Source organism: Halobacillus sp. B23F22_1 (assembly GCF_043497005.1).
Lineage (GTDB): Bacteria > Bacillota > Bacilli > Bacillales > Halobacillaceae > Halobacillus_A.
Window position 1 is genome coordinate 254,205 of the sequence record NZ_JBIEKE010000002.1, and the last position, 25,254, is coordinate 279,458.

Sequence of the window (25,254 nt, forward strand, 5' to 3'; positions counted from 1 at the left end):
AGTGCTAGGCACTTTCTTTTTTATACTTATTACGAGAAAAGTGAGTTGATCCAATAATGAAGTGGTCAGAAATTTGTATTCACACTTCGAATGAAGCGATTGAACCAGTATCTAATATATTGCACGAAGCTGGAGCTAGCGGGGTAGTTATTGAGGACCCCCGAGACATGATTAAAGAAGAGACGGCTCTTGGGGAAATATACGAATTAAACCCCCAAGATTATCCTGAAGAAGGTGTGTATGTAAAGGCATATTTACAAATGAACAGTTTTCTCGGAGAAACAGTTGATTCTATTAAGCAGTCAGTGACTAATTTGGAAATGTATGATATTGACATTGGAAAAAATGCTGTTACTTTAAATGAAATTCACGAAGAAGATTGGGCCACTGCATGGAAAAAATATTACAAACCAGTAAAGATTTCTGAACGAATTACTATCATCCCGACATGGGAAGAGTATGAGCCTGTGTCCAGCGATGAGCTTATTATTGAGATGGATCCTGGCATGGCATTCGGTACAGGAACCCACCCTACGACTGTTTTAAGTATGCAAGCTTTAGAGCGATATTTAAGTCCTGGTGACACAGTATTGGATGTCGGTGCTGGATCTGGCATATTAAGTGTAGCTTCTGTTCTTCTGGGTGCAAAACATGTTCATGCCTTTGATTTAGATGAAGTGGCTGTTAAAAGCACGAATAATAATGCTGAATTAAATCAAGTACAGAACCAAATTACCTCCAAGAAAAACGATTTGCTCAAGGATGTAATGGTCGAGCCTGATTTAATCGTGTCAAATATATTGGCAGAGATCATAATAAAGTTCGTAGATGATGCTTATCGTCTATTGAAAAAAGATGGATACTTTATCACTTCGGGCATTATTTCCGGTAAAAAAGAATTAGTTCTAGATCGTTTGAAGCAAGCAGGTTTTGATATTATAGAAACCAATAAAATGGAAGACTGGGTTTTGATTATCGCTAAGAAATAAGGTGTGACGTTATGCAAAGGTATTTTGTAGAGTCTTTAAATATGGAACAAACTCACGTATACATTAAGGGTGAAGATGTTCATCATATCGTGAATGTTATGCGTATGGTTGAAGGTAATAAACTAATTTGCGTGCATCCTGATGAAGGTACAGCACTCTGCTCAATTTTACGGATTGAAGGTTCAGAGCAAGTGCTTTGTAAAATAGAGGAATGGATCACCCAAGAAATTGAACTGCCCGTTAAAGTAACTGTTGTCCAAAGCTTGGGTAAAGGCGATAAGGTAGAACAAGTGGTTCAGAAAGGCACAGAGCTAGGAGCTGACTCTTTTATCCCTTATCAAGCTGACCGATCGATTGCTAAATGGGATGCTAAGAAGTCAGATAAAAAGATCTGGCGGCTTGAGAAAATTGCTAAAGAAGCAAGTGAGCAATCTGAGCGTACCTATATACCTGAAGTGAAGAAACTAATGAAGATAAATGAGATTGTCAGCCTCGAAGGCTATGATTACAAAATTTTAGCGTACGAAGGGGAAGCAAGAAACGGTCATTCAGAAACAATTAAAATTATTTTTGAAAAAGTTCAGCCAGGAAATTCAATTATTATTGCATTTGGTCCTGAAGGGGGATTCTCTGAGAAAGAAGTGGAGACATTTCTTCAATCAGGATTTCAGGCTATTCGCTTAGGCCCTAGAATACTTAGAATGGAAACGGCTCCCCTTTATTTTTTATCAGCTCTCTCTTATCAACTAGAAGAATAAATAGTCATAGTCTCCTGAGTCATCAAGAGTTGGGTTATTTGAATAAACCGCCCTTTACATGGTAACCCTTTCATAACAATTCGCTTTCTTATCAGAATCGTGCTATGATACAATAGATGTACGTACAACCAGCCGAAAGGAAGATAAAATATGGAACAAAATTTAGCGAAATTCATCGATCATACACAATTAAAACCCGATACTTCTAAAGAAAAAATTGAGCAGGTTTGTAAAGAAGCACGTGAAAATAATTTCATGTCTGTATGTGTAAACCCTCACTGGGTGAGCATTTGTAAGGAGTTGCTAGAAGGTACAGATGTTAAAGTTTGTACAGTTATCGGTTTTCCATTAGGAGCAACTACTACAGATACAAAAGTATTTGAAACTCGCCAAGCCATCGAAAACGGCGCTACTGAAATAGATATGGTAATTAATCTAGGTGAATTAAAATCTGGTCGTAATGACTTAGTTCTTCAAGATATCCAAGCAGTTGTTAATGAGGCTGAAGGTAAGGCTCTTGTTAAAGTAATTATTGAAACTTCTCTGCTTTCTGAAGAAGAAAAAGTTACTGCATCTCAGCTAACTAAAGATGGTGGAGCTGATTTTGTAAAAACTTCAACTGGCTTCTCGGGTGGTGGAGCGACAGTTGAAGATATTAGTCTAATGCGCAAAACTGTAGGACCTGACTTAGGCGTTAAAGCATCTGGTGGGGTAAGAGATTATGAAGGGGCAAAGGCGGTAATTGAAGCCGGTGCGACACGAATTGGAGCCAGTGCCGGAATTGCAATTATTAATGGAGATCAAGGATCCTCTGATTATTAAAAACACATCTTTTTCAAAAAAAGTTGACCATACCCTTCCAATATAATATAATTGTCGAAGGTATGAGTGGTGACACTCATACAAGCAGAGAAACAGTTTTTTTGCTTCGGAGGGAGGGAAATAGCATGTCAAAAACAACTCGCGTTCGTAAAAACGAGTCACTTGAAGATGCTCTTCGTCGCTTCAAGCGCGATGTATCAAAAAGCGGTGCATTAGCTGAATATCGTAAGCGTGAATACTACGATAAGCCTAGCGTACGCCGTAAGAAAAAGTCTGAGGCCGCTAGAAAGCGCAAGTGATCTAAAGAGGGTGTAAATAGATGTCTATTACTGAACGTCTAAACCAAGATATGAAAACAGCGATGAAGGCTAGAGACAAAAAGACTCTGTCAGTCATTCGCATGGTGAAAGCTTCTATGCAAAATGAAGCGATTAAACTAGGTAAAAATGAACTTTCTGAAGAAGAAGAACTTACAGTTTTATCTCGCGAGGTAAAACAGCGTAAAGATTCCCTCCATGAGTTTAAAGAAGCTGGACGCGAAGATCTTGTAGAAGAGCTTTATCAAGAAATTGATATTTTACAAGTATACATGCCTCAACAGCTATCTGACCAAGAACTTGATCAGATTGTTCAGGAAACCATTCAAGAAGTAGGAGCCTCATCTAAAGCAGATATGGGCAGAGTGATGAGTGCCGTGATGCCTAAAGTTAAGGGTAAAGCGGATGGTTCCAAAGTGAATCAACTCGTACTTAAGCAATTATCTTAATTGTAGGAAAGTCTCCCTTAGGGTAAGGGAGACTTTTTTAATTTTTATGAAACTTATTTTATAATAAATACGTATAGATACTATTCAACGGATAAGATAGAATGAGGGGGTGATGGAAATGCTCAGACCGATTCAGCTTATTACGTGTTGCGCAAGCGCTTTACTTGCCTTGTTTCTATGTTTTGTTCAAATTTCTTCAACCGTTCAAGCGGATGGTGAGGGAGATCAGGTGTACGTGATCCCCGTTGAAAGTACAGTTGAGCGAGGAATGACAGCTTTTCTAGAGCGAACAACTAGTGAAGCAGTTGAAAACGGTGCAGATCATATCATATTTGAGATCGATACACCCGGTGGAAGAGTAGATGCTGCTGGTGCAATCGGTGAGCTGTTACAAGATTTAGAGGTTCCAAATACAGCGTACATTACAAGCCAGGCATATTCTGCGGGATCATATATCGCTTTAAATGCAGATCAAATCTATATGAAGCAGCAAGCAACTATAGGCGCGTCAGGTGTTATTAACTCTGATGGTACAGCTGCTGATAAGAAAGCCCAATCTGCTTGGATTTCTTCTATGGTAGCTGCTGCAGAATCAAATGATAGAGATCCGTTATATGCTAGAGCTATGGCTGACAGTTCTGTGGACTTACCAGATTATGGAGCTCCAGAGGGGGAATTTTTAACGCTTGGTCCAAATCAAGCAGAGGAAGTCGGCTACGCAGAGGGTATTGTTCAGGATCGTGTCGAATTACTTAGTGAGTTGGGACTATCAGAAGCAAAAGTAGTGGAGAATAACCCAACACCTGCTGAGAATTTTGCTCGATTTCTTACGGATCCAGTCGTTATCCCTATTCTACTATCTGTAGCCAGTATCGGCTTAGTCGTTGAATTATATTCGCCTGGCTTTGGTATACCGGGAACAATGGGCGCTATATCTTTAGTACTGTTTTTTTATGGTCACATTGTTGCTGGACTCGCAGGATATGAAGCAATTATTTTGCTTATACTAGGCATAGGATTAATAATTGCGGAGTTTTTTGTATCCAGCGGGATTCTTGGAATAGTTGGTGTTGTAGCTATTGTTACTTCTTTAATGCTTTCATCGGCTGATATGGGACAAATGGCAATGAGCATAGGGATTGCGTTAATTTTTACTATTGCAGTTTCCATCATTTTATTTAAAACAATTGGCTTAGAAAGAGGATTTTTCAAACGTGTGATATTAAGCGATGCTACTTCCACTGAAAAAGGGTATGTATCTTCTGTCACACGTCTTGAGTTGATTGGTTTACAAGGAGAAACAATTACTCCACTTCGCCCAGCAGGCACTGCAGTATTTGATAATGAAAGGTTAGATGTAGTTTCTGAAGGAAGTTTTATAGGAGCTAACCAGCCCATCGTTATTGTGAAGACAGAAGGATCAAGAATTGTAGTAAGAGCACAAAACAAACTAGAGGAGGAATAAGAGATGACGATTCAAGAATTGATGCCCATTATCATCGTGGGGATTATTATTATCGTATTAGCGGTATTATTCACGTTTATACCAGTCATGCTATGGATTAGCGCATTAGCGGCAGGAGTTAAAATCAGTATCTTCACACTGATTGGAATGAGGTTAAGAAGGGTCATCCCTTCCAGAGTAATTAACCCTCTGATTAAAGCTCATAAAGCAGGTGTAAATGTAGACACGAACCAATTAGAGAGCCACTATTTAGCTGGTGGTAACGTAGACCGTGTAGTGAATGCTCTAATTGCCGCTCAGCGTGCCAATATAGAGTTAAGCTTTGAACGTGCTGCTGCTATTGATTTAGCAGGACGTGACGTTTTAGAAGCTGTGCAAATGAGTGTAAACCCTAAAGTGATTGAAACGCCTTTTATTGCCGGTGTAGCGATGGACGGTATCGAAGTGAAAGCAAAAGCCCGTATTACTGTTCGTGCTAACATTGATCGATTAGTCGGTGGTGCTGGAGAAGATACGGTTATTGCTCGTGTAGGTGAGGGTATTGTATCAACCATTGGTTCTAGTACGAATCATAATAAGGTACTTGAAAACCCTGATATGATTTCTCAAAATGTATTAGGTAAAGGTTTAGATGCAGGAACAGCTTTTGAGATATTATCCATTGATATTGCTGATATTGATATCGGTAAAAACATTGGAGCCATCTTGCAGACTGACCAAGCCGAAGCAGATAAAAACATTGCACAAGCGAAAGCAGAAGAACGTCGTGCGATGGCGATTGCTCAAGAGCAGGAGATGCGTGCACGAGTACAAGAAATGCAGGCTAAAGTTGTGGAAGCTGAAGCTGAAGTACCACAAGCACTTGCGGAAGCCCTTCGTTCTGGTAAAATGGGTGTTATGGACTACATGAATTATCAAAACATTAATGCAGATACAGACATGAGAAAGACATTAGGTGACCTATCAGAAGATAAGGAGAATGACGATCAATAATTTTCCTCATGAAATAAAGGAGAATTGCTATGAATGAACTATTTGAATTAATCTTTAGCAATTTCTTAATTGTGGCGGCAATTATTGGAGGATTAATAAGCTGGTTCTCAGGTATGAACAAGGAAGATTCTGAGAAACAGGGTGGTGCTCCTAAACAACCTAAGCCTACTCGAACTCCTTCTGGTCCGATGCAGCAGAAACCAGTAAGAGGGAGTATGGATAAGGCGCAGGACTTGCAGCGCCAGTCAAGAGAAGTTGCTCAAGATACCAAGGGACGTATAGAGGATTATTATGAGCAGAAACAAAAGCGCCTTGATGAGATGTCAGACTATCAAGGGGAACGAACGCAAGAATCATTTACGTTTGATGAAAAAGATCTAAATAAAAATAAAATGGAAGTATTTGTTCAAGAAGAACCAAATACGAAAAAAACATCTTTAAAATATTCGACAAAGTTTAATCGTAACCGCCTGGCTGAAGGAATTGTTATGTCAGAAATTTTAGGGCAGCCTCGAGCCTACAAGCCGCATAGCTCTCATCCGAGAAAAAGATAAAGAAACGCACGAATTGTTGTGATACAATTCGTGCGTTTTTCGTATGTATAAGTGAGGGGGGAGCGGCATGTCAAAATGGCAAAATCATTTACGTAATTGGGTGAGTCAGTATTTTGACCTGCCAGCTGATGTAATGCTAGACCTTCCACGGATTACGACGATTGGATCTCTACACGCCTACGTAGAAAATTGCACAGGTCTGCTCCATTTCTCTGATCAAGAAATAAGGATTCAATACCGCAGGGGCGAGTTGTCTATTAAAGGAAAAGATTTACGAATTAAAATGATGTTAAAGGAAGAGTTATTGCTGGAAGGTGAACTGCAGTCAATTGATTTTAAAGAGCTGAAGGAGGGAGGGGTGAAATGAAGAAAGGGCAACTTACAGTTTTACAAGGGAAGTTAATCATTACTGCTGAAGGACAAGTCTTAGAAGCCTTTATGCACGCTTGTGTTAACCAAGGTTGTACCTTATCTAATATCAAATACTTAAGCGATAATAAAGTTCAAATGACAATATTATGGCAGGATTGGCCAAAGATAAGAAAACTAAGGAAACATTATCGATGCAAAATAAAGATTAATTCTAAAAAAGGAGCTCCTTTTTTTTATAAGCGTCTAATTAGCAGGAAAGCTTTCGTTTCAGCTTTAATTATTGGATTCATGGCCGCTTTTTTATTGGCAAATACTTTATGGTCTATAAAGGTCACAGGGCTTGATCCAGAGTTAGAAGCTGAAGTGGAGTCTAAATTAAAAACGTATGGAATACAACCAGGATCCACAACATTTTCAATGAAACAGCCCCGCGAAGTCCAGCGTTTACTGTTGGAGGATATTCCAGAATTATTATGGGTTGGAGTGAAGAAACAAGGGACAAGTTATCAGTTATATGGCGTAAAGCAGACAAACTATGATGAAGCTGAAGAACCTCGACCTTCCAACATTGTGGCTTCGAAAAAAGGGATAATAACTAAGATGTTTATTTCTAAAGGACGACCATTAGTCGAAGTGAATGATGTAGTTAAAAAGGGAACTTTACTAGCCACGGGTGAGTTAAAAGAAGACAGTGGAAAGTATATTGAATCCGAGGGAGAAGTCATTGCGGAAACTTGGTACCGAGTCGAAATAGAAAGCCCCCAAAAACAGAAGCAGGGTTTAACAGATGGAGGTTCTTCCCAGTCATATTCATTAGTAATTAATGAAGTTTCAATTCCGATATGGGGTTTTTGGAGAAAGAATGAAAATAATGTAAGAAAGGAAAGCTATGACCATAGATTTAAGATTTTAGGATGGGAGGTTCCAGTTCAATTAAATCAAACAACTACCTTTACAAATGAAAACAAACTTCACACGTTATCTGAAGACGATTCGATAAAAGAAACCTTGAGAACAGCAAAGCATTCTCTTCTGATGCAGCTTGAGGAAAACGCCGAAATTACAGAGGAAAAAATTTTGCACGAGAGTGAGGACCGTGGTAAAGTAAAATTAATCCTATTAGTGAAAGTGGAAGAAAATATAGCAGAAACCAAGTATGTTTCCCAAGGAGATTGAGTATGCAAGGAGAACTGAAAACAATAGATCTACAATTAAATAATCCAACTGAAGCTTTATCTTTATTTGGCACAGAAGACCGCCATTTAAAACGTATTGAAGAACAGTTGAAAGTGACGATTATTTCTAGAGGCGAACAAGTGAACGTTTCCGGTGAAGCTGAGCATGTGAAGCTTGTGGAAGAAATCCTTTTAGCTGTACTAGCATTAATAAGAAAAGGTTTATCTATTACTGAGCGAGATGTTGTATATGCTGTTGAGTTAGCTAAAAAAGGGAAAATTAATCAATTTGAAGCTCTCTTTGAAGACGAAATCACTAAAAATGCCAAAGGTAAATCGGTACGAGTAAAAACACTTGGTCAACGCAGCTATGTTGCGGCTATAAAAAATAATGATCTTGTGTTTGGTATTGGTCCTGCAGGAACTGGTAAGACGTATTTGGCTGTTGTAATGGCAGTTAATGCATTAAAAAATGGTGAAGTTAAACGAATAATTTTAACACGTCCTGCTGTAGAGGCCGGAGAAAGCCTCGGATTCCTGCCAGGCGATTTAAAAGAAAAAGTAGATCCTTATCTGCGCCCACTTTATGACTCTCTACACGATGTATTTGGTGCAGAACATACCGCACGTCTTATTGACCGAGGGACAATTGAGATTGCCCCCCTTGCGTATATGAGAGGGCGTACGTTAGACGACGCATTTGCTATTTTAGATGAAGCGCAGAATACCACACCTGAACAGATGAAAATGTTCCTAACGAGATTAGGTTTTGGATCAAAAATGATTATAACGGGTGATATTACTCAAGTGGACCTGCCAAAAGGAGTGACGTCTGGACTTAAAGTGGCTGAAGAAAAACTTAGTCATGTGAAAGGATCAGCATTCATTCATCTAGACCAGACTGATGTCGTCCGCCACCCCCTTGTTCAACGAGTTATTGACGCGTACGAAAAAAACTAAGGCCCAGAGAAGGGCCTTTATTATTACCGTTTTTTGGAATAATATGTAAGGTGGGTGAGTGAGTTGCATAAGCATCTAAAACCTAATATAAATCGTTTTAAAAATAAAAGCGGGCCCGGGTTCAAGGTAATGTTCACCGCTTTTGTTATAGCGTTATTTTTCTTTTTACTTGCTTCAACGAATGTACATACAGAAACTTATAACCTGGAGAAATTTAGTGTAGCAAATGAGACCATCCACTCACCCATTACAATTGAGAACGAAAAGAACACGGAGCAAAGAATAAGAGAGGCTACTCAAGCTGTTGAAGATCACTATCAAATCTCTCATACGATAACTGAAGAAAGGCTTGGGTACATAACAGAAGTTTTTGAGGCCGTAGAAAAAGTTAATTTGTCAGAAGCCCGTTCATCTGAGGAAAAGCTGGATCAATTAAATGCTTTGCTTTCAGATAATATAACCAATGATTTACCTACCGAAATATTTCTTCCATTTGTTCAAGCCTCTGAGGAAGAACTGCAACAAAGCGAAGAAGTTCTTCTAGGTTCTTTACAATCTTATTTTAATGAAGGGATCCGCACGACAGACTTAGAAGATAAGGAGCAGACGCTTCTGTTAAAAATACGGTATTCGTCTGTTCCTGATCGTTTAAAAGAACAAGTAACTGAACTTGGTAATTTTGCTTTAGTAGAGAATGCTTTTTTCGATGCAGAAGCTACTGATGAAGCTCGAAAAGAAGCAGTTTCTCAAGTTCAGCCTGATATGATCCAGGCGGGAGAAGTCATAGTGGCAGAGGGAGTGATTATTACAAGCGACATTTATGAGGAACTAGAAATAACAGGATTATTAAATGAAGAAAGAAATGTGATGCCTTACTTAGGGTTGGCGATCTTTTCTTTACTTTTGGGTGCTGTTCTCTATTATCACTTTAGGAAGATGATAAGAGAAGAGTCATTAACCTTTCGGCACCTATTTGTAGTAGTTCTCATTTCGGTTATTCTTATGAGTCTGATGAAAGGCGTAAGCGTCCTTTCCTTATCAAATGAATCGCTCTATTACGTTATGCCTGCGGCTATGGGCGCGCTTTTAATAAAACTACTTTGCAGCGAAAAATTTGCATTATTAATGAGCGTTGTTTTCGCTTTAATGGCTACGGTATTGTTTAATGGGGAAGTAGCTAGTACACTAAATGCTCATGCTGGTATCTATGTATTGCTTTCGCAATTTGCGGGAATATTTTTCTTATGGAATACAAGTGACCGTCAGTTCATTGCAAAAACAGGAATCGGCATAGCTGTAGTTAATTGTATGGCGTTAAGTTTTACAGTATTCCTTTCTTTTGAGAAGTATACATGGACTGATTGGATAACGTTTTCAGGTTATGGAATATTAAGTGCCCTGTTATCTGTGGTTTTAACGTTTGGTTTACTACCTTTGATTGAATCCACATTTGATATTCTTTCTGACAATAAACTACTGGCATTATCGAATCCTAATCATAAGCTTCTGAGAAAAATTTTAACGGAAGCTCCCGGGACCTATCACCATAGTGTCATGGTTGCGAATTTAAGTGAATCTGCTTGTGAAGCTATAGGAGCGAAAGGCTTACTTGCAAGAGTGGCTGCTTATTATCATGACCTGGGTAAGACGGTTAGACCCCACTATTTTATAGAAAACCAAATGGGCGTAAAAAATCCTCATGATTTTCTAAAACCCGAAGAAAGTGCTACGATAATAATCAACCATCCATATGATGGTGCGAAGTTATTGAATAAAGAGAAGCTCCCTAAAGAAATTATTGATATTGCTAAACAACACCATGGAACGACATTGTTAAAGTATTTTTATTATCAGGCTAAAGAAAAAGATCCGCATGTGAAAGAGAAAAAATACCGCTATCCTGGTCCAAAACCCCAATCTAAAGAAGCGGCTATCGTTTGCATTTGCGATTCTGTTGAAGCAGCCGTCAGGTCCCTTGAAGATCCTACTCAGGAGAAGATTAAAAACATTGTTCACTCTATTATTGAAGACCGTATATTAGACGGACAATTAGATGATTGCCATTTAACCTTTAACGAACTATCGAAGGTAGAAAATGCAATTTGTGAAACACTTCAAGGGATCTTCCATTCACGTATAAAATACCCACATCAGGATGAAGCCGTAAAGGAGGCAAAGTAATATGATTCATATTGATTTTCACGATGAAACGAATTCAGTTGATGAAGCATTTGTAGATTTAGTAGAGAGAGTTATTCAATTTGCCGGTGAGAAAGAGAATATAGCCGGTGAAAGTGAACTATCTATAACTTTTGTTGATAATAAAGAAATCCAAGAGTTAAACCGTAATTATCGTCAAAAAGATAATCCAACTGACGTCATTTCCTTCGCTATGCAGGAATTAGGTGAAGGAGAAGTAGAAGTGCAGAATGAAGATTTACCAGTACTCTTAGGGGATATTGTCATTTCTGTAGATAAAGCAAAAGAACAAGCAGAAGACTATAAGCATTCTTTAGAAAGAGAGTTTGCTTTTCTCGCACTGCATGGTTTCTTACATTTATTGGGATATGATCACATGAATGAAGAAGATGAAAAGAAAATGTTTGTAAGACAAGAGGATATCTTAGATGAATTCGGATTACAAAGGTCATAAAAAGTGGATAGGTTTGTCTTATGCGTTTAATGGGCTGAAGGAAGCAGTGCGTGAAGAAAAAAACTTAAAAATTCATTTATTCATTAGTTTTTTAGTCATTTTGTGCAGTGCGTGGTTTCAGATTACGGCTATTGAATGGATCGTATTAATTTTAATTATGGCATTAGTGATCACGCTTGAAATGATTAATTCATCCATTGAGAGAATTATGGATTTTTTAGCACCGGAATTTAACCCATTAATAGGAACAATTAAAGATATTGCAGCAGGAGCTGTGCTAATAGCAGCAGGCAGCTCAATTGTTATAGGTTTAATTATCTTTTTGCCTAAAGTCATGGTATTGTTGTAGGTTGATGCTAAAAGATGGAGGAAATACAATGGAAGAACAATTTAAATCGGGGTTTGTTGCTATTATAGGACGCCCTAATGTAGGCAAATCAACATTTATGAATCGTGTGATTGGTGAAAAAATTGCCATCATGAGCGATAAGCCGCAAACAACTCGTAATAAAATCCAAGGGGTGTTGACTGAGAAGGATGCCCAGATGATCTTTATTGATACTCCAGGTATTCATAAGCCTAAACATAAACTAGGTGATTTCATGGTAAATGTTGCCGAGAATACATTGAATGAAGTTGATGCTATTATGTTTATGATTAACGCTGAAGAAGGATACGGGCGTGGCGACCAATTTATTATAGACCGATTGCAAAAAATTAATCAGCCTGTTTTCTTAATCGTTAATAAAATTGATCGAGTACACCCGGACCAGCTTCTTCCGCTAATTGATGAATATCGCGAAAAGCTTGATTTCGAGGAGATTATACCTATTTCTGCTTTAGAGGGCAATAATGTGGATCATTTACTAGGTGTCATTAAATCTCATCTACCGGAAGGACCACAGTTTTACCCTGAAGATCACATTACTGATCACCCCGAACGCTTTATTGTCAGTGAACTGATTCGAGAGAAAGTTCTTCATTTAACTAGAGAAGAGATCCCTCATTCTATTGCTGTTGTGATCGAGACGATAAAGCCGCGTGATGATTCAAACGCTGTATTTATACAGGCTGCAATAATTGTAGAACGAAAATCACAAAAAGGAATTATCATCGGAAAACAGGGAAGCATGCTAAAAGAAGTTGGACAGAGAGCAAGGAAAGATATTGAAGCCTTACTAGGCAGTAAAGTCTTCCTGGAACTTTGGGTCAAGGTGCAAAAAGACTGGAGAAATCGACAGATCCAACTGAGTGACTTCGGCTATAAGGAAGAAGAATACTAAGACTGGAAAAAATTAAAATTCATCATTTGTTGTAGATGAAGCAACCTAAGGTTGTCATTACATTTTCTTTTATGATTTATAGGAAAGGAGTGTTTCTTGTGCTAGATCTGTATTGGAATGTATTTAGACAGACAGGAAACATAGAAACCTATTTGCTAATGAAGGAATTAGAAGCCGACAATAAAAAGGGAATTGAAGATGCTTCATCTGCAATGGAACAAGAAGACCCAATCGGATAAAGCAGGTGAATGCTTTGTTAGAAAAAATTGAGGGAATTGTCATTCGTACGAGAGATTATGGGGAAACTCATAAGATCGTTACTTTATTTACAAGAGAAAAAGGTAAAATTGGGGTCATGGCTCGAGGGGCAAAAAAACCTAAGAGCCGTATGGCCTCGGTTACCCAACCTTTTATTCATGGTCAATTTTTGATTCAAATAGGATCAGGACTCGGAGCGCTTAGTCAAGGTGAAATGGTAACATCACTGCGTTCGATAAGAGAAGATATCATTAAAACTGCATACGCATCTTATTTAGCTGAATTGACGGATAAGTTAGTGGAGGAGAAAAAACCAGATCCCTTTCTTTATGAACAACTGCTTCAAACTTTTGTTTGGATGGCAGAAGGGAAAGACTGTGAAATATTATCTATGATGTATGAGTTAAAAATGTATCGTAAAGCTGGGTTTGCTCCAAAAGTTGATGCATGCTTAAACTGTGGAGCGGCAGATGGCCCATTTTCTTTCTCTGTTGTGGAAGGTGGTTTTCTTTGTTTTCGCTGCAAACAAGTCGACCCCGAGGCATATGGGTTAACCGAGCCGCTGGCCAAACTGCTGCGATTATTTTTACATATGGATGTTAGTCGGTTAGGGCAAGTTTCGATGAAAGACGAAAACAAGAAAAAGCTGCGTACGTTAATGGATGAATACTATGATCGTTATGGTGGATATTTCTTAAAGTCGAAAAAGTTTCTTAAACAGATCGACTTGTTTACCGATAATAATTGACAAAATAAATAGGATTCAGTATGATTCTATTTACTAACTATATGTTTGCATTGAAGGAAAGTAGTAAGCGGATTCTGTGTGAATAGAGAACTCGTGATGGTGGAAATCGAGTGACACAGGCCGGCGAAGGCGTTCTGGAGCAAGAGACGTTTAAAGTGGCTTTCGTTTTTACGGAAGCAAATAGGGTGGAACCGCGGAAATCAACCCCGTCCCTATGTCATAATTGGCATAGGGACGGGGTTTCTTTATGCTATTAGAATAATAGGAGGTAAGTCGAATGAATATTCAAGACATGATCTTAACTTTGCAGAAGCATTGGTCAAATCAAGGGTGTCTGCTTATGCAGGCTTACGATGTAGAAAAAGGGGCAGGGACGATGTCCCCAATGACGCTTCTTAGAAGTCTTGGCCCAGAGCCATGGAATGTAGCTTACGTGGAACCTTCTAGAAGACCTGCGGATGGAAGGTATGGGCAAAATCCTAACCGATTGTATCAACATCACCAATTTCAAGTGATTATGAAACCTTCACCTGACAATATTCAAGAATTATATTTGGACTCCCTTAAAGCATTAGGAATTGATCCACATCAGCACGATATTCGTTTTGTGGAAGATAACTGGGAGAATCCAACTCTTGGAGCCGCTGGATTAGGATGGGAAGTATGGCTGGATGGCATGGAAATTACTCAATTTACCTACTTTCAGCAAATAGGTGGCTTAGAAGCTCGTCCTGTATCCGCAGAAATTACGTATGGGCTAGAGCGATTGGCTTCCTACATTCAAGATAAAGAAAATGTCTTTGAATTAGAGTGGACTAGCGGGGTCACAGTTGGGGATATATTTACACAGCCTGAATATGAGCATTCTGTGTACACTTTTGAAGAATCAGATGACGAGATGTTGTTTGATTTATTTACTACTTATGAAAAAGAAGCGAAAAGAATTATGGAAAAGGGGTTAGTATTCCCAGCTTATGACTATGTTTTAAAATGTTCACACACATTTAATCTATTAGATGCAAAAGGCATTATTTCAGTTACAGAACGTACGGGATACATTGGGAGAGTGAGAAACCTGGCACGCTCCATAGCTAAAACATACGTAGAAGAAAGAGAAAGATTGGGCTTTCCAATGCTGAAGAAGGAGGACTCTTCTCATGAGTAAAACCGTGTTATTTGAACTAGGTCTTGAAGAATTACCAGCTCGTTTTATTGATGATGCAGAAATACAGCTCTTGAAAAATACCGAAGCATGGTTGAAGGAGCAGCGAATTCCATATCAATCTGTAAAATCTTACGCGACGCCCCGGAGATTAGCGGTTCAAATATTCGGTGTTGAAAACAAGCAGCCGGACATAGCAGAAGAAGCAAAAGGGCCAGCGAAAAAAATTGCTCTTACTGATGAAGGAGATTGGTCAAAAGCTGCGATAGGATTTTCAAAAGGTCAGGGGAAAAATGTGGAAGATATTTACTTTAAAGAAATGAATGGTACAGAGTATGTTCACGTGAAAAAATTCATAAAAGGTAAGCTGACAAGAGAATTGTTACAAGGTTTTAAAGATGTAATTGTAGGGTTAAGTTTCCCTAAAAATATGAGGTGGGGAGATTTCAATTTACGCTATGTCCGTCCAATACGATGGATTATAGCGTTATTTGAAGATGAAGTGATCCCTTTTCAAATTGAAAATGTAGAAACAAATAACGTGACATACGGCCACCGCTTCCTGGGTGGAAAGACTACAATAGCTGAGGCTTCCTCATATGACTCTGTCTTAAAAGCTGAATATGTATTGGCGGATAAGAGCGAAAGAAAAACTGAGATTGAAAAGCAGTTAAAACAAATGGAAGAAGATAAAGATTGGACCATCCTGATCGATGAAGGTCTATTAAATGAAGTGACACATCTAGTAGAATATCCTACTGTATTCAGTGGAACATTTAGCAAGGATTTTCTAGAAGTTCCTGATGAGGTTTTAATAACATCGATGAAAGAACATCAAAGATATTTTCCTGTTCAAAGTAACGAAGGAAAACTGCTACCTTATTTTGTTGCTGTTCGAAACGGCAATGCTCAGCATATTGAAAATGTTTCAAAAGGAAACGAAAAAGTATTAAAAGCCCGTCTGGCTGATGCACAATTTTTCTACCAAGAAGATCAAAAAGGTTCGATTGACGAGAAATTAAAGAAACTTAATCGCATGGTTTATCAAGTTGAGCTTGGCACTCTTGCAGATAAAGTAGATCGAGTAAAGACGATTACCGGAGACATCTGTAATAAGTTAGATAGCAAAGATAATCTAAAGAAAAAGGCACTTAGGACAGCTGAAATAAGTAAATTCGATTTAGTTACTCATATGGTTGATGAATTTACAGAATTACAAGGAGTTATGGGAGAGAAATATGCGAAACTCTTTGGAGAGGATGAGGAAGTAGCGATTGCTATAAATGAACACTACATGCCTCGTCAATCAAATGGCCAGCTTCCTCAAACTGAAATCGGGTCGATTGTGAGTGTAGCTGATAAATTAGATACCATTATCGGTTCCATTGCTATTGGAAACAGTCCGACAGGTTCTCAAGATCCATACGGCTTAAGACGTCAATCTCTCGGCATTTTACAAATACTTAAAACACAAAATTGGGAAATTCAAGTAGAAGCGTTATTAAATAGTGTTATTGATTTGTATGTCGAGCGAGATTTACTGACTAAAGACAAAGATGAACTAGTAAAAGAAGTACAAGATTTTTTTCGTATACGTGCTTCCTTCTTATTTAAAGATGAAGGTATAGCTCCAGATATTGTAAGAGCTGTGCTCAGTAACGGCATACTACAGTATTCGGTTACATTAAAAAAAGCAGAACTTTTATCTGAAAAACGTAATGATTCTAATTTCAAACCGGTCCATGAAGCCCTGGGAAGAGTATTGAATTTAGCTAAAAAAACAGAGGGAGTTACAATTAATACTGATCTGTTTCAAAATAACAGTGAAGCTAATCTTTTTAATACCTACGAAAAAGTTCATGAATTATATATTCGTGATTTGAAGTCTGGCAATTTAGAGAAAGCTTTAGAACAATTAGGCGAACTCGCGCATCCTATTCACTCATTCTTCGATCAAACGATGGTCATGGCTGAAGATGAAAAGGTCCGAACTAATCGTCTGGCTCTACTAAAGAACATTGCCAATGATATTTTACAATTTGCTGACTTTAATGAGGTAGAGTGGAAGCAGCAATATTAAGTCACGTTCTTTTACCCAACAAAATAAATGAGCTATAATAATTAAATAGTATGTCACAGTTGGTGATTAGGGTGGTGAAAGAATGGAACTATCCAACAGACAAGAACAAATTATTCAAATTGTGAAAGAGAACGGTCCGATTACTGGAGAAAGTATTGCAGAAAGCTTAAGCTTGACGAGAGCAACCTTACGGCCTGATTTAGCTATATTAACGATGGCGGGTTATTTAGATGCCCGTCCTCGTGTCGGCTATTTTTTTACTGGTAAAACAGGGTCTGAACTTTTAACTGAAAAATTAAAAAAGTTTAAAGTCTATGAGTATCAGGCCCTTCCAGTAGTGGTACAAGAAGACGTATCAGTCTATGATGCCATATGTACGATGTTCTTAGAGGATGTAGGAACTCTATTTGTGATTAATGAAGAGTCTTTACTCGTAGGTGTATTATCTAGAAAAGATTTACTTCGGGCAAGTATAGGAAATCAGGACTTAACTTCTGTTCCTGTTCATATCATTATGACTAGAATGCCAAATGTATCCATCTGCACAAAGGATGACCTTTTATTGGATGCAGCTCAAAAGCTTATCGAGAAACAGATTGATGGGCTTCCTGTTGTAAAACCAGTTGAAAACGGAATGGAGGTCATCGGAAGGCTGACAAAGACTAGTGTAACAAAAGCTCTCGTTGAACTTGCCACCGATCAACACTTATAAGGAACCCCTTCTAAGAAGGAGAGGAAAAAATATTGAAAAAACCCTTTATTTATATCATATCTGATTCTGTTGGAGAAACTGCTGAACTCGTAGTAAAAGCTGCATTAAGCCAGTTTGATGATGGACCGTTTGAAGTGCAAAGAATTCCTTATGTTGAAGATAAAGGGACAATAAATGAGGCTGTAGCTCAGGCAAAAGAACACAATGCTATGATCGGCTTCACACTCGTCATACCGGAATTCAGATCTCACTTGATAGAGAAAGCAAAAGAGTATGAATTAGAATGTATCGATATTATGGGCCCAATGATGGATGCAATGCAGAGGTATTTTAATTCTGAGCCTCGACTCGAACCAGGGCTGGTTCATAAATTAGATGAAGATTATTTTAAACGTGTAGAAGCGATAGAATTTGCTGTTAAGTATGATGACGGCCGGGATTCAAGAGGGATAACTAAAGCCGATATTATATTAATAGGTGTGTCACGTACTTCTAAAACTCCACTCTCTCAATATTTAGCCCATAAAAGGTTAAAAGTAGCGAATGTCCCTATTGTTCCAGAGGTAGAACCTCCAGAAGAACTTTTCAAGGTAGATCCTAAAAAATGTATAGGTTTAAAGATTAGTCCCCAGAAACTGAATGATATTCGCAGGGAGCGCTTGAAATCACTAGGCTTAGGATCAGAGGCCAGCTATGCTAACATGGATAGAATTCAACAAGAGATTGAGCATTTTAATGAAGTAGTAGACCGAATAGGCTGCCAAGTTATTGATGTATCCCACAAAGCTGTTGAGGAGACTGCGAACGTTATTATGAATTTAAAGAGGGAAAATTCTCTCTAATAACAAATGAAGAAATGTCGCGCTTAAAAAATAAGCGCGTTTTTTCTTGGTATTTATATGGATTTTTCAAATCTTATGTATTATAATAATTATTTGTGTAAAAATAATCATATTGCTATTTACATGAAGATACTTTTCTGAATAATAAAACATTAAGAAAAGAGCAGGAATCTAACGATTATTGTAGAATTACTCAAGTATGCAAAAACAAAACATGAGTGTGTGGGTAGATGCCGATAGTTGTCCTGTGCAGGAAGAAATTCGTTCTGTGTGTGCCGGTTTTCAGATTGAGCCAAAATTTGTGGCTACCGTGAATCATTTTAAACATGAGACAAACGGGGAAAATTGGACGTTTCTCGATCACGGATCTCAATCTGTGGATCTTTTTATTTTAAATCACGTTAAACCCGAAGATGTAGTTATAACTCAAGATTATTCTTTAGCGGTATTACTTACTCCCCGGGGGGTTTACGTTATTACGCCAAGAGGTAAACTAATTAAAGAGGGGGAAGCCTTTGATATTATGAATCAGAAGCATCTTCGACAACAAACCTTTAGGCGAAAGAAAAAATGGAAGGGTCCACGAGCTTTTACGGATGAGGACCGCAGGAACTTCTCGGAAGCTTTATATGTGTTAATAGCTGATCGAGAGTTTTAGCTAAATAAAAGGAAACTATATAACTGGTACGGTGATGCAAAATGGCTGGACACATTCCAGAAGAAAAAGTGGACGAGATAAGAAAATCCGTTGATATTGCCGAAGTGGTTGGTGAATATGTTCAATTAAAGCGTCAAGGAAGGAACTACTTCGGCTTATGTCCTTTTCACGGAGAAAACACCCCGTCTTTTTCTGTTTCGAGTGATAAGCAGATCTTTCATTGTTTTGGATGTGGAAAAGGAGGAAACGTATACTCGTTTCTAATGGAAATCGAAGGGTATAGTTTTCTGCAAGCCGTTCGGAGAGTTGCAGATAAAACGGGGCACTCCCTTCCTGAGCAATTTAATGAAACCCCGGTTCAACAAACTGATCCGGAAGCCCAAAGTATCTTGGATGCACATGAGTGGATGACCAAACTTTATCACCATATGTTGCGTAATTCTAAGGAAGGCAAGAACGCTTTACAGTACTTGTTAGAACGGGGGTTTACTGAAGAGACGATTCAAAAATACCACTTAGGTTTTTCACCTACATCTCCAGACTTTGTCGCAACTTTCTTAGAGAAGAAAGGTTTTCATCCTCAAACGATGGTTAAAGCAGGCTTATTAAATGCCAATGAAAAAGGAGAATATTTTGATCGGTTCAGAGGTAGAATTATGTTTCCTTTAAGAAATCATTTAGGCAAAACAGTTGCTTTTGCGGGAAGGTCATTAGGCGATCAAGAACCAAAGTACTTGAATTCTCCAGAAACAGAACTTTTTCAAAAAGGAAGGTTGCTTTTTAACTTTGATCTTGCAAGGTCTTCGATACGCAAGTCAAAGACAATGGTTTTATTTGAGGGATATGCAGATGTCCTTTCTGCCGATCAGGCAGGAATTCGTAATGGTGTAGCAACGATGGGGACCTCCATTTCGGAAACTCAAGCTCAATTAATTAAGAGATACGCTGATCGAGTGATAGTCTGTTATGATGGCGATTCTGCGGGGATGACTGCAGCATCAAAAGCGGCAAAGCTGTTAAAGCAAACGGGTTGTCAAACCAACGTAGCACGATTACCAGAAGGACTTGACCCTGATGATTATATAAAGAAATTTGGCGGAGATCGCTTTGAAAGAGAAGTTATAGAAGCAAGTGATCCTTATACGTCGTTTATTATAAATTTTCTGCGTAGAAATTATAACCTTCAATTAGAAGGAGATCGAATTGCTTATATCGAAAAGGTATTACAGGAGATTGCTCAATTAGAGCGAGCCATTGAGAGAGAGCATTATTTAAAAGCTTTGGCAGAAGAGTTTCAAATGTCGATAGACACGTTAAAGAGTGAAGTGGAAAAACTTAAAGCACAAAAAAGCAATGCAAATCTTCTTCAAACCTATGAAAGAAGGCCGCAGCATAACGTGCCGGTCAAACGAAGTTCCACCCACCGAAAGCTGCTGCCAGCATTTCATAATGCAGAAAGAAAGCTGATTGCAAACATGTTGAAGAATCCTGTCATTGCTGATAAAGTGCAAGAGGAATTAGGCGGGGCTTTTAATATTTCTGAACACCAAGTTATTGTTACGCACTTATATGCATACTATGAAGATGGCCATGAACCAAACGTCAGTCAATTTATTGAGCGGCTGGAAGACCAGTCACTTAAGGATCTAGTTATCCAATTGACGATGTCCTCCGGGATGGATGAAGAAATGTCAGATCAAGAAATATCGGATTATCTTCATAGAATACGTTCAGAAAACACTGATCGTAATGATATAAAAAGTCTTGAAGCAGAACAAAAAAAAGCAGAGCAGCACAATGACCCCATAAAAGCTGCAGAAATTGCAATGGAAATATTGAGAAGAAAACAAGAGTTGAAAAATACTCATTAATGGTATGGATAGTTGGAAGGAGGGGGACTCATGGCAGATAAGCAACAACAGCCATCACGTTCTAAAGAAAATGAAAGTGAACTAACTCTCGAGCAAGCAAAGGAACAATTACTTGAAATAGGTAAGAAGAGAGGAATTTTAGCCTATGAAGAAGTGGCTGAAAAACTCTCTAATTTTGAATTGGAATCTGATCAAATGGATGAGTACTATGAGTACTTGAGTGAACAAGGGATTGAAGTAATTGGTGATTCAGATCAGGATCCGAGCATGCAGCAGCTCAATAAAGAGGAAGAGTTTAATTTAAATGATTTAAGTGTTCCTCCAGGTGTTAAAATAAATGACCCTGTACGTATGTATTTAAAGGAAATTGGTCGAGTAAATCTCTTATCTGCTAACGACGAAATAAGTTTAGCTCATCGTATTGAAGATGGTGATGAAGAAGCTAAGAGAGAACTAGCAGAAGCCAATTTACGACTTGTTGTAAGTATTGCAAAGCGCTATGTCGGACGAGGTATGTTATTTCTCGATCTTATTCAAGAAGGTAACATGGGACTAATTAAAGCCGTTGAGAAATTCGACTACCGTAAAGGATTTAAGTTTAGTACCTATGCTACTTGGTGGATCAGGCAGGCGATCACACGTGCAATTGCTGACCAGGCAAGAACCATTCGTATTCCGGTTCATATGGTAGAAACCATCAACAAATTGATTCGTGTGCAACGTCAGTTATTACAAGACTTAGGTCGTGAACCAACTCCTGAAGAAATTGCACAAGACATGGAACTGACTCCAGATAAAGTGAGAGAAATTTTGAAAATTGCTCAAGAACCAGTATCTCTTGAAACTCCTATCGGAGAAGAAGATGATTCTCATTTAGGAGACTTCATTGAGGATCAAGAGGCTACTTCTCCTTCTGACCATGCAGCTTATGAGCTGTTAAAGGAACAGCTGGAGGACGTTTTAGATACGTTAACCGACCGTGAAGAAAATGTATTACGTCTTCGTTTTGGGTTAGATGATGGTCGTACTCGCACCTTAGAGGAAGTTGGAAAAGTGTTTGGAGTAACGCGAGAGCGTATTCGTCAAATTGAAGCTAAAGCTTTAAGAAAACTTAGACATCCAAGTCGCAGTAAACGACTCAAAGACTTTATGGAATAAAATCGTACTAATCTTTAGGGGCCTATAAGATGGTCCCTAAAGTTTTATTAAATGTTTCGGGGTGATCATTATGGACCACCGAAAGGAAACAATTGTGAAAGAAATAACTTATTGGAAACAAAATAAGTTGCTCCCAACCCGATATTGCGACTTTTTATTAGCATTATATACAGAGGGAGAAGATAAAAGCTCTCTCATTATAAGCTTAAATGATAAATCGAGACATAATGAAAAAATAGTAACTTTTATTTTTTTCTTTATGAACCTTTTGTTGTTACCACTTTCATTTCTTGTCATTTATTTTACTGAAATGGGTATTATAATGCAAACAGGTCTTTTGTCGATATTTGTTGGTATCGCTTACACCTCTTATCGGTATAGGTTTACTAACGACATTTTAATAAGGCGAATGATAAACTTTCATGTCTTATTATTATTCCTTATCCTTACCATTCACGTTATTAATCATTTAACATTTAGTAACACAATTGTCTACTTGGCAATAATGGCTCACTGCTTGGTTTGGATGATAGCGGGGGTATTTAAGAAAGTGGTATATTTACAGGTGTTTGGATTTTTGGGGTTAGCCGTACTAGTAATATTAATAACTTTGTAAGATTTCACTGTTTTCCCTTTCCTAAGGGAAGAATTTCAAGTAAAATAAATATAGTCGATTAGACATCTCTCAAACTTTCAAGGGATACATAAGGAGGATGCAACTAATGAGAAGAAACCCTGTGATTCCTTTTGCACTTATTGCTGTTTTAGGAATACTAGTGATGATTGTTGTATCATCAGTAGGAATTAATGAAAGAGAAGCAATTGAAAATGCAGAAGATGGAGAAGAAAGCGAAGAAACAGCCGCAGGACCAGAAGAAATGTATGAACAACAGTGTTCAAGCTGTCATGGCGGGGATTTAGAAGGACAGAATGGACCGAGCCTACAAGAAGTTGGCTCAAGATATGATGCTGCTGAAATCCAAGACATCATTGAAAATGGTAAAGGGGATGGCGCTATGCCGGCCGGTCTTTACACAGGTGATGATGCTGCTACGTTAGCAGAATGGCTTGCTGAAGAGCATCAATAAATATTAGAAAAGCTTTCTGGCACTTTCAGAAAGCTTTTCTTTTTATGAGAGGGAAGAAGTGTAATGAATGCTGATCAATTATCCAAGCGGCTGGAAACCGTCGCTGAGTTTTTGCAAAAGCCTATCAGGTTTGCTGATATAGGTTCTGATCATGCCTATCTCCCATGCTATGTCTGTCAAAATGAGCCAGAAGCATTTGCAATAGCAGGCGAATTAAATAGAGGGCCATATTTAAGCGCATTAGAAGAAGTAAATAATCGTCAGCTTACCCATCAAATTGAAGTGATTCAAGGCAATGGATTAGAAGTTATTGATAATCGAGTAAATCAAATTGTTATTGCAGGGATGGGGGGGCCCTTAATCAAGGAGATCTTGGATAAAGGGAAAGACAAACTTACTCATGTCTCTAAAATCATTACTCAACCGAATATTGATGCTCGATCGATCAGAAAGTGGCTGATTGACCACGAGTATAATTTAGTAAATGAAGTCATTCTCGAAGAAAGTGGCCATGTATATGAAATTTTAGTAGCTGAAAAAGGGAATCCCAAAAGTAATTATGATGAAAAAATGTTAGAGTTACAGTTATGGTTAGGTCCTCATTTACTCCGGGAAAAGAATTCTGCGTTTTGTAAGAAGTGGGAAGAGGAAAAAGCAAAGAAACAACGAATTGTTGGACAAATGAAAAGGGCCTCTGAGCCTGATTTTAAGAAAATTAAACAATTTGAGAAAGAAATTAACTGGTTAGAGGAGGTTCTAAGATGAGTCCAAACGAATTAACAGTAGGGGAAGTAATTTCAAAGCTGGAAGAGAAAGCACCTACTGGCTTTGCATTTGATTGGGACAACGTAGGACTGCAAGTGGGTTCAAAAAAGCAGACGGTAAAAAAAGTTATGGTTACATTAGACGTTTTAGAAAGCGTAGTAGACGAAGCTATAGAAAATGACGTTGACCTCATCATAGCCCATCACCCGTTACTGTTTGTTAAATTGGATAAGATCGATGTTTCCACCCCTAAAGGAAGAACGATCCAGAAACTTTTAAGACATGATATTTCCGTATATGCTTCTCATACGAACCTGGATATTGCTCAAGGCGGAGTGAATGATGTGATGAGCGAACTGCTTGATATAAAAGATGTTAAACCGTTAATTGAAACAAAAAAAGATGAGCTTATTAAACTAGCCGTTTTTGTTCCAGATACACATGCGGATCAAGTTAGAGATGCTATAAGTGATGCTGGGGCTGGTCATATAGGTGATTATAGTCATTGCACATTTCAAGTAAATGGGCAGGGCACTTTCAAGCCTCAAAAAGGCAGTGATCCATATATCGGAAACAAAGGCGAATTAGAGAAAGTGGAAGAAAAAAGAATTGAAACCATTCTTCCAAAATCTACACTTTCCCATGTTATAGATGCGATGCGGACTGCTCATCCTTACGAGGAAGCTGCTTATGATCTCTACCCGCTTTTAAATGAAGGTTCATCCGAAGGGGTGGGAAGAATAGGCTCTCTGAAAAATTCTGTGACACTAAAGGAATTGTGTGATCGAGTGAAAGAAAAATATAATATTTCCAATTTACGTTTTGTGGGGAATCCTGAACAAATGGTACAGCGAGTAGCTGTGCTTGGGGGGAGCGGAGAGAAGTATTTTAGTGCTGCATTAAATCAAGGAGCAGATGTTTACATTACAGGTGATATGACATTTCACATTGCACAAGAAGCTGAAGAAAATGGATTGAACGTAATTGATCCAGGGCATCATGTCGAAAAAGTAATGATGCCTGAATTGAAGAAATGGATAAAATCTTGTTTTGAAACAGATGTTCAAGTTATTATTTCTCAATCGAATACCGAACCTTTCCACTTTTTATAAATATAAAGGC

Annotated in this window: 27 protein-coding genes; all 27 read left to right on the forward strand. The window is 38.3% G+C overall.

Annotated features, from left to right (window positions below):
* Positions 1–56: 56 nt before the first annotated feature.
* Positions 57–989 (forward strand): 50S ribosomal protein L11 methyltransferase, encoded by a 933-nt coding sequence (prmA, locus tag ACGTNH_RS09020; protein ID WP_394586390.1) that lies wholly within the window; start codon positions 57–59, stop codon positions 987–989.
* A gap of 11 nt (positions 990–1,000) precedes the next feature.
* Positions 1,001–1,747 carry a 16S rRNA (uracil(1498)-N(3))-methyltransferase gene (locus tag ACGTNH_RS09025; RefSeq protein WP_394586391.1) on the forward strand — a complete coding sequence of 249 codons (747 nt, stop codon included), beginning with the start codon at positions 1,001–1,003 and terminating at the stop codon, positions 1,745–1,747.
* Between the two features lie 150 nt (positions 1,748–1,897).
* Complete coding sequence (deoC, locus tag ACGTNH_RS09030; RefSeq protein WP_394586392.1) at positions 1,898–2,569, forward strand: deoxyribose-phosphate aldolase; 672 nt, start codon at positions 1,898–1,900, stop codon at positions 2,567–2,569.
* Positions 2,570–2,694: 125 nt separating this feature from the next.
* Positions 2,695–2,868 carry a 30S ribosomal protein S21 gene (gene rpsU / locus ACGTNH_RS09035; RefSeq protein ID WP_082233792.1) on the forward strand — a complete coding sequence of 58 codons (174 nt, stop codon included), beginning with the start codon at positions 2,695–2,697 and terminating at the stop codon, positions 2,866–2,868.
* 20 nt (positions 2,869–2,888) lie between these two features.
* Positions 2,889–3,335: a GatB/YqeY domain-containing protein gene (locus ACGTNH_RS09040; protein WP_394586393.1), complete on the forward strand. Its 447-nt coding sequence runs from the start codon at positions 2,889–2,891 to the stop codon at positions 3,333–3,335.
* 118 nt (positions 3,336–3,453) lie between these two features.
* Positions 3,454–4,800 carry an NfeD family protein gene (locus ACGTNH_RS09045; protein WP_394586394.1) on the forward strand — a complete coding sequence of 449 codons (1,347 nt, stop codon included), beginning with the start codon at positions 3,454–3,456 and terminating at the stop codon, positions 4,798–4,800.
* Between the two features lie 3 nt (positions 4,801–4,803).
* Positions 4,804–5,793 carry a flotillin-like protein FloA gene (gene floA / locus ACGTNH_RS09050; protein WP_188375657.1) on the forward strand — a complete coding sequence of 330 codons (990 nt, stop codon included), beginning with the start codon at positions 4,804–4,806 and terminating at the stop codon, positions 5,791–5,793.
* 29 nt (positions 5,794–5,822) lie between these two features.
* Positions 5,823–6,347, forward strand: coding sequence for a YqfB family membrane protein (locus ACGTNH_RS09055; RefSeq protein WP_394586395.1), 525 nt, complete (start codon positions 5,823–5,825; stop codon positions 6,345–6,347).
* Between the two features lie 67 nt (positions 6,348–6,414).
* Positions 6,415–6,714 (forward strand): sporulation protein YqfC, encoded by a 300-nt coding sequence (yqfC, locus tag ACGTNH_RS09060; protein ID WP_394586396.1) that lies wholly within the window; start codon positions 6,415–6,417, stop codon positions 6,712–6,714.
* Positions 6,711–7,895, forward strand: a complete 1,185-nt coding sequence (yqfD, locus tag ACGTNH_RS09065; RefSeq protein WP_394586397.1) for a sporulation protein YqfD — start codon at positions 6,711–6,713, stop codon at positions 7,893–7,895. Before yqfC ends, yqfD begins: the two co-directional genes overlap by 4 nt.
* Positions 7,896–7,897: 2 nt before the next feature.
* A complete protein-coding gene (locus ACGTNH_RS09070; RefSeq protein ID WP_394586398.1) occupies positions 7,898–8,854 on the forward strand; it encodes a PhoH family protein in 957 nt (318 codons plus the stop codon).
* Between the two features lie 63 nt (positions 8,855–8,917).
* Positions 8,918–11,035 carry an HD family phosphohydrolase gene (locus ACGTNH_RS09075; protein WP_394586399.1) on the forward strand — a complete coding sequence of 706 codons (2,118 nt, stop codon included), beginning with the start codon at positions 8,918–8,920 and terminating at the stop codon, positions 11,033–11,035.
* A gap of 4 nt (positions 11,036–11,039) precedes the next feature.
* A complete protein-coding gene (gene ybeY / locus ACGTNH_RS09080; protein ID WP_394587680.1) occupies positions 11,040–11,507 on the forward strand; it encodes an rRNA maturation RNase YbeY in 468 nt (155 codons plus the stop codon).
* Positions 11,482–11,856 (forward strand): diacylglycerol kinase family protein, encoded by a 375-nt coding sequence (locus tag ACGTNH_RS09085; protein ID WP_394586400.1) that lies wholly within the window; start codon positions 11,482–11,484, stop codon positions 11,854–11,856. The genes ybeY and ACGTNH_RS09085 overlap by 26 nt, the downstream gene beginning before the upstream one ends.
* Before the next feature lie 28 nt (positions 11,857–11,884).
* A complete protein-coding gene (era, locus tag ACGTNH_RS09090) occupies positions 11,885–12,790 on the forward strand; it encodes a GTPase Era (RefSeq protein ID WP_394586401.1) in 906 nt (301 codons plus the stop codon).
* A 98-nt stretch (positions 12,791–12,888) separates the two neighbouring features.
* Entirely contained in the window at positions 12,889–13,029 is a 141-nt protein-coding gene (locus tag ACGTNH_RS09095) for a YqzL family protein (RefSeq protein WP_394586402.1), read from the forward strand.
* 14 nt (positions 13,030–13,043) lie between these two features.
* Positions 13,044–13,796, forward strand: coding sequence for a DNA repair protein RecO (gene recO / locus ACGTNH_RS09100; protein ID WP_394586403.1), 753 nt, complete (start codon positions 13,044–13,046; stop codon positions 13,794–13,796).
* 277 nt (positions 13,797–14,073) lie between these two features.
* Positions 14,074–14,961, forward strand: coding sequence for a glycine--tRNA ligase subunit alpha (glyQ, locus tag ACGTNH_RS09105; RefSeq protein WP_394586404.1), 888 nt, complete (start codon positions 14,074–14,076; stop codon positions 14,959–14,961).
* Positions 14,954–17,038, forward strand: coding sequence for a glycine--tRNA ligase subunit beta (gene glyS / locus ACGTNH_RS09110; RefSeq protein ID WP_394586405.1), 2,085 nt, complete (start codon positions 14,954–14,956; stop codon positions 17,036–17,038). The genes glyQ and glyS overlap by 8 nt, the downstream gene beginning before the upstream one ends.
* Before the next feature lie 82 nt (positions 17,039–17,120).
* Positions 17,121–17,750 (forward strand): transcriptional regulator CcpN, encoded by a 630-nt coding sequence (gene ccpN, locus ACGTNH_RS09115; protein ID WP_394586406.1) that lies wholly within the window; start codon positions 17,121–17,123, stop codon positions 17,748–17,750.
* A gap of 29 nt (positions 17,751–17,779) precedes the next feature.
* Complete coding sequence (locus tag ACGTNH_RS09120) at positions 17,780–18,592, forward strand: pyruvate, water dikinase regulatory protein (protein WP_394587681.1); 813 nt, start codon at positions 17,780–17,782, stop codon at positions 18,590–18,592.
* 199 nt (positions 18,593–18,791) lie between these two features.
* Positions 18,792–19,250, forward strand: coding sequence for a YaiI/YqxD family protein (locus tag ACGTNH_RS09125; protein ID WP_394586407.1), 459 nt, complete (start codon positions 18,792–18,794; stop codon positions 19,248–19,250).
* A gap of 41 nt (positions 19,251–19,291) precedes the next feature.
* Positions 19,292–21,121: a DNA primase gene (gene dnaG, locus ACGTNH_RS09130; protein ID WP_394586408.1), complete on the forward strand. Its 1,830-nt coding sequence runs from the start codon at positions 19,292–19,294 to the stop codon at positions 21,119–21,121.
* Positions 21,122–21,151: 30 nt separating this feature from the next.
* Positions 21,152–22,279 carry an RNA polymerase sigma factor RpoD gene (rpoD, locus tag ACGTNH_RS09135; RefSeq protein ID WP_188375672.1) on the forward strand — a complete coding sequence of 376 codons (1,128 nt, stop codon included), beginning with the start codon at positions 21,152–21,154 and terminating at the stop codon, positions 22,277–22,279.
* A gap of 722 nt (positions 22,280–23,001) precedes the next feature.
* Positions 23,002–23,367, forward strand: a complete 366-nt coding sequence (gene cccA, locus ACGTNH_RS09140; protein WP_394586410.1) for a cytochrome c550 — start codon at positions 23,002–23,004, stop codon at positions 23,365–23,367.
* Positions 23,368–23,430: 63 nt separating this feature from the next.
* Positions 23,431–24,132, forward strand: coding sequence for a tRNA (adenine(22)-N(1))-methyltransferase (locus ACGTNH_RS09145; RefSeq protein ID WP_394586411.1), 702 nt, complete (start codon positions 23,431–23,433; stop codon positions 24,130–24,132).
* On the forward strand, positions 24,129–25,244 hold the full coding sequence (locus tag ACGTNH_RS09150) for a Nif3-like dinuclear metal center hexameric protein (protein WP_394586412.1): 1,116 nt from the start codon (positions 24,129–24,131) through the stop codon (positions 25,242–25,244). Before ACGTNH_RS09145 ends, ACGTNH_RS09150 begins: the two co-directional genes overlap by 4 nt.
* Positions 25,245–25,254: the final 10 nt, after the last annotated feature.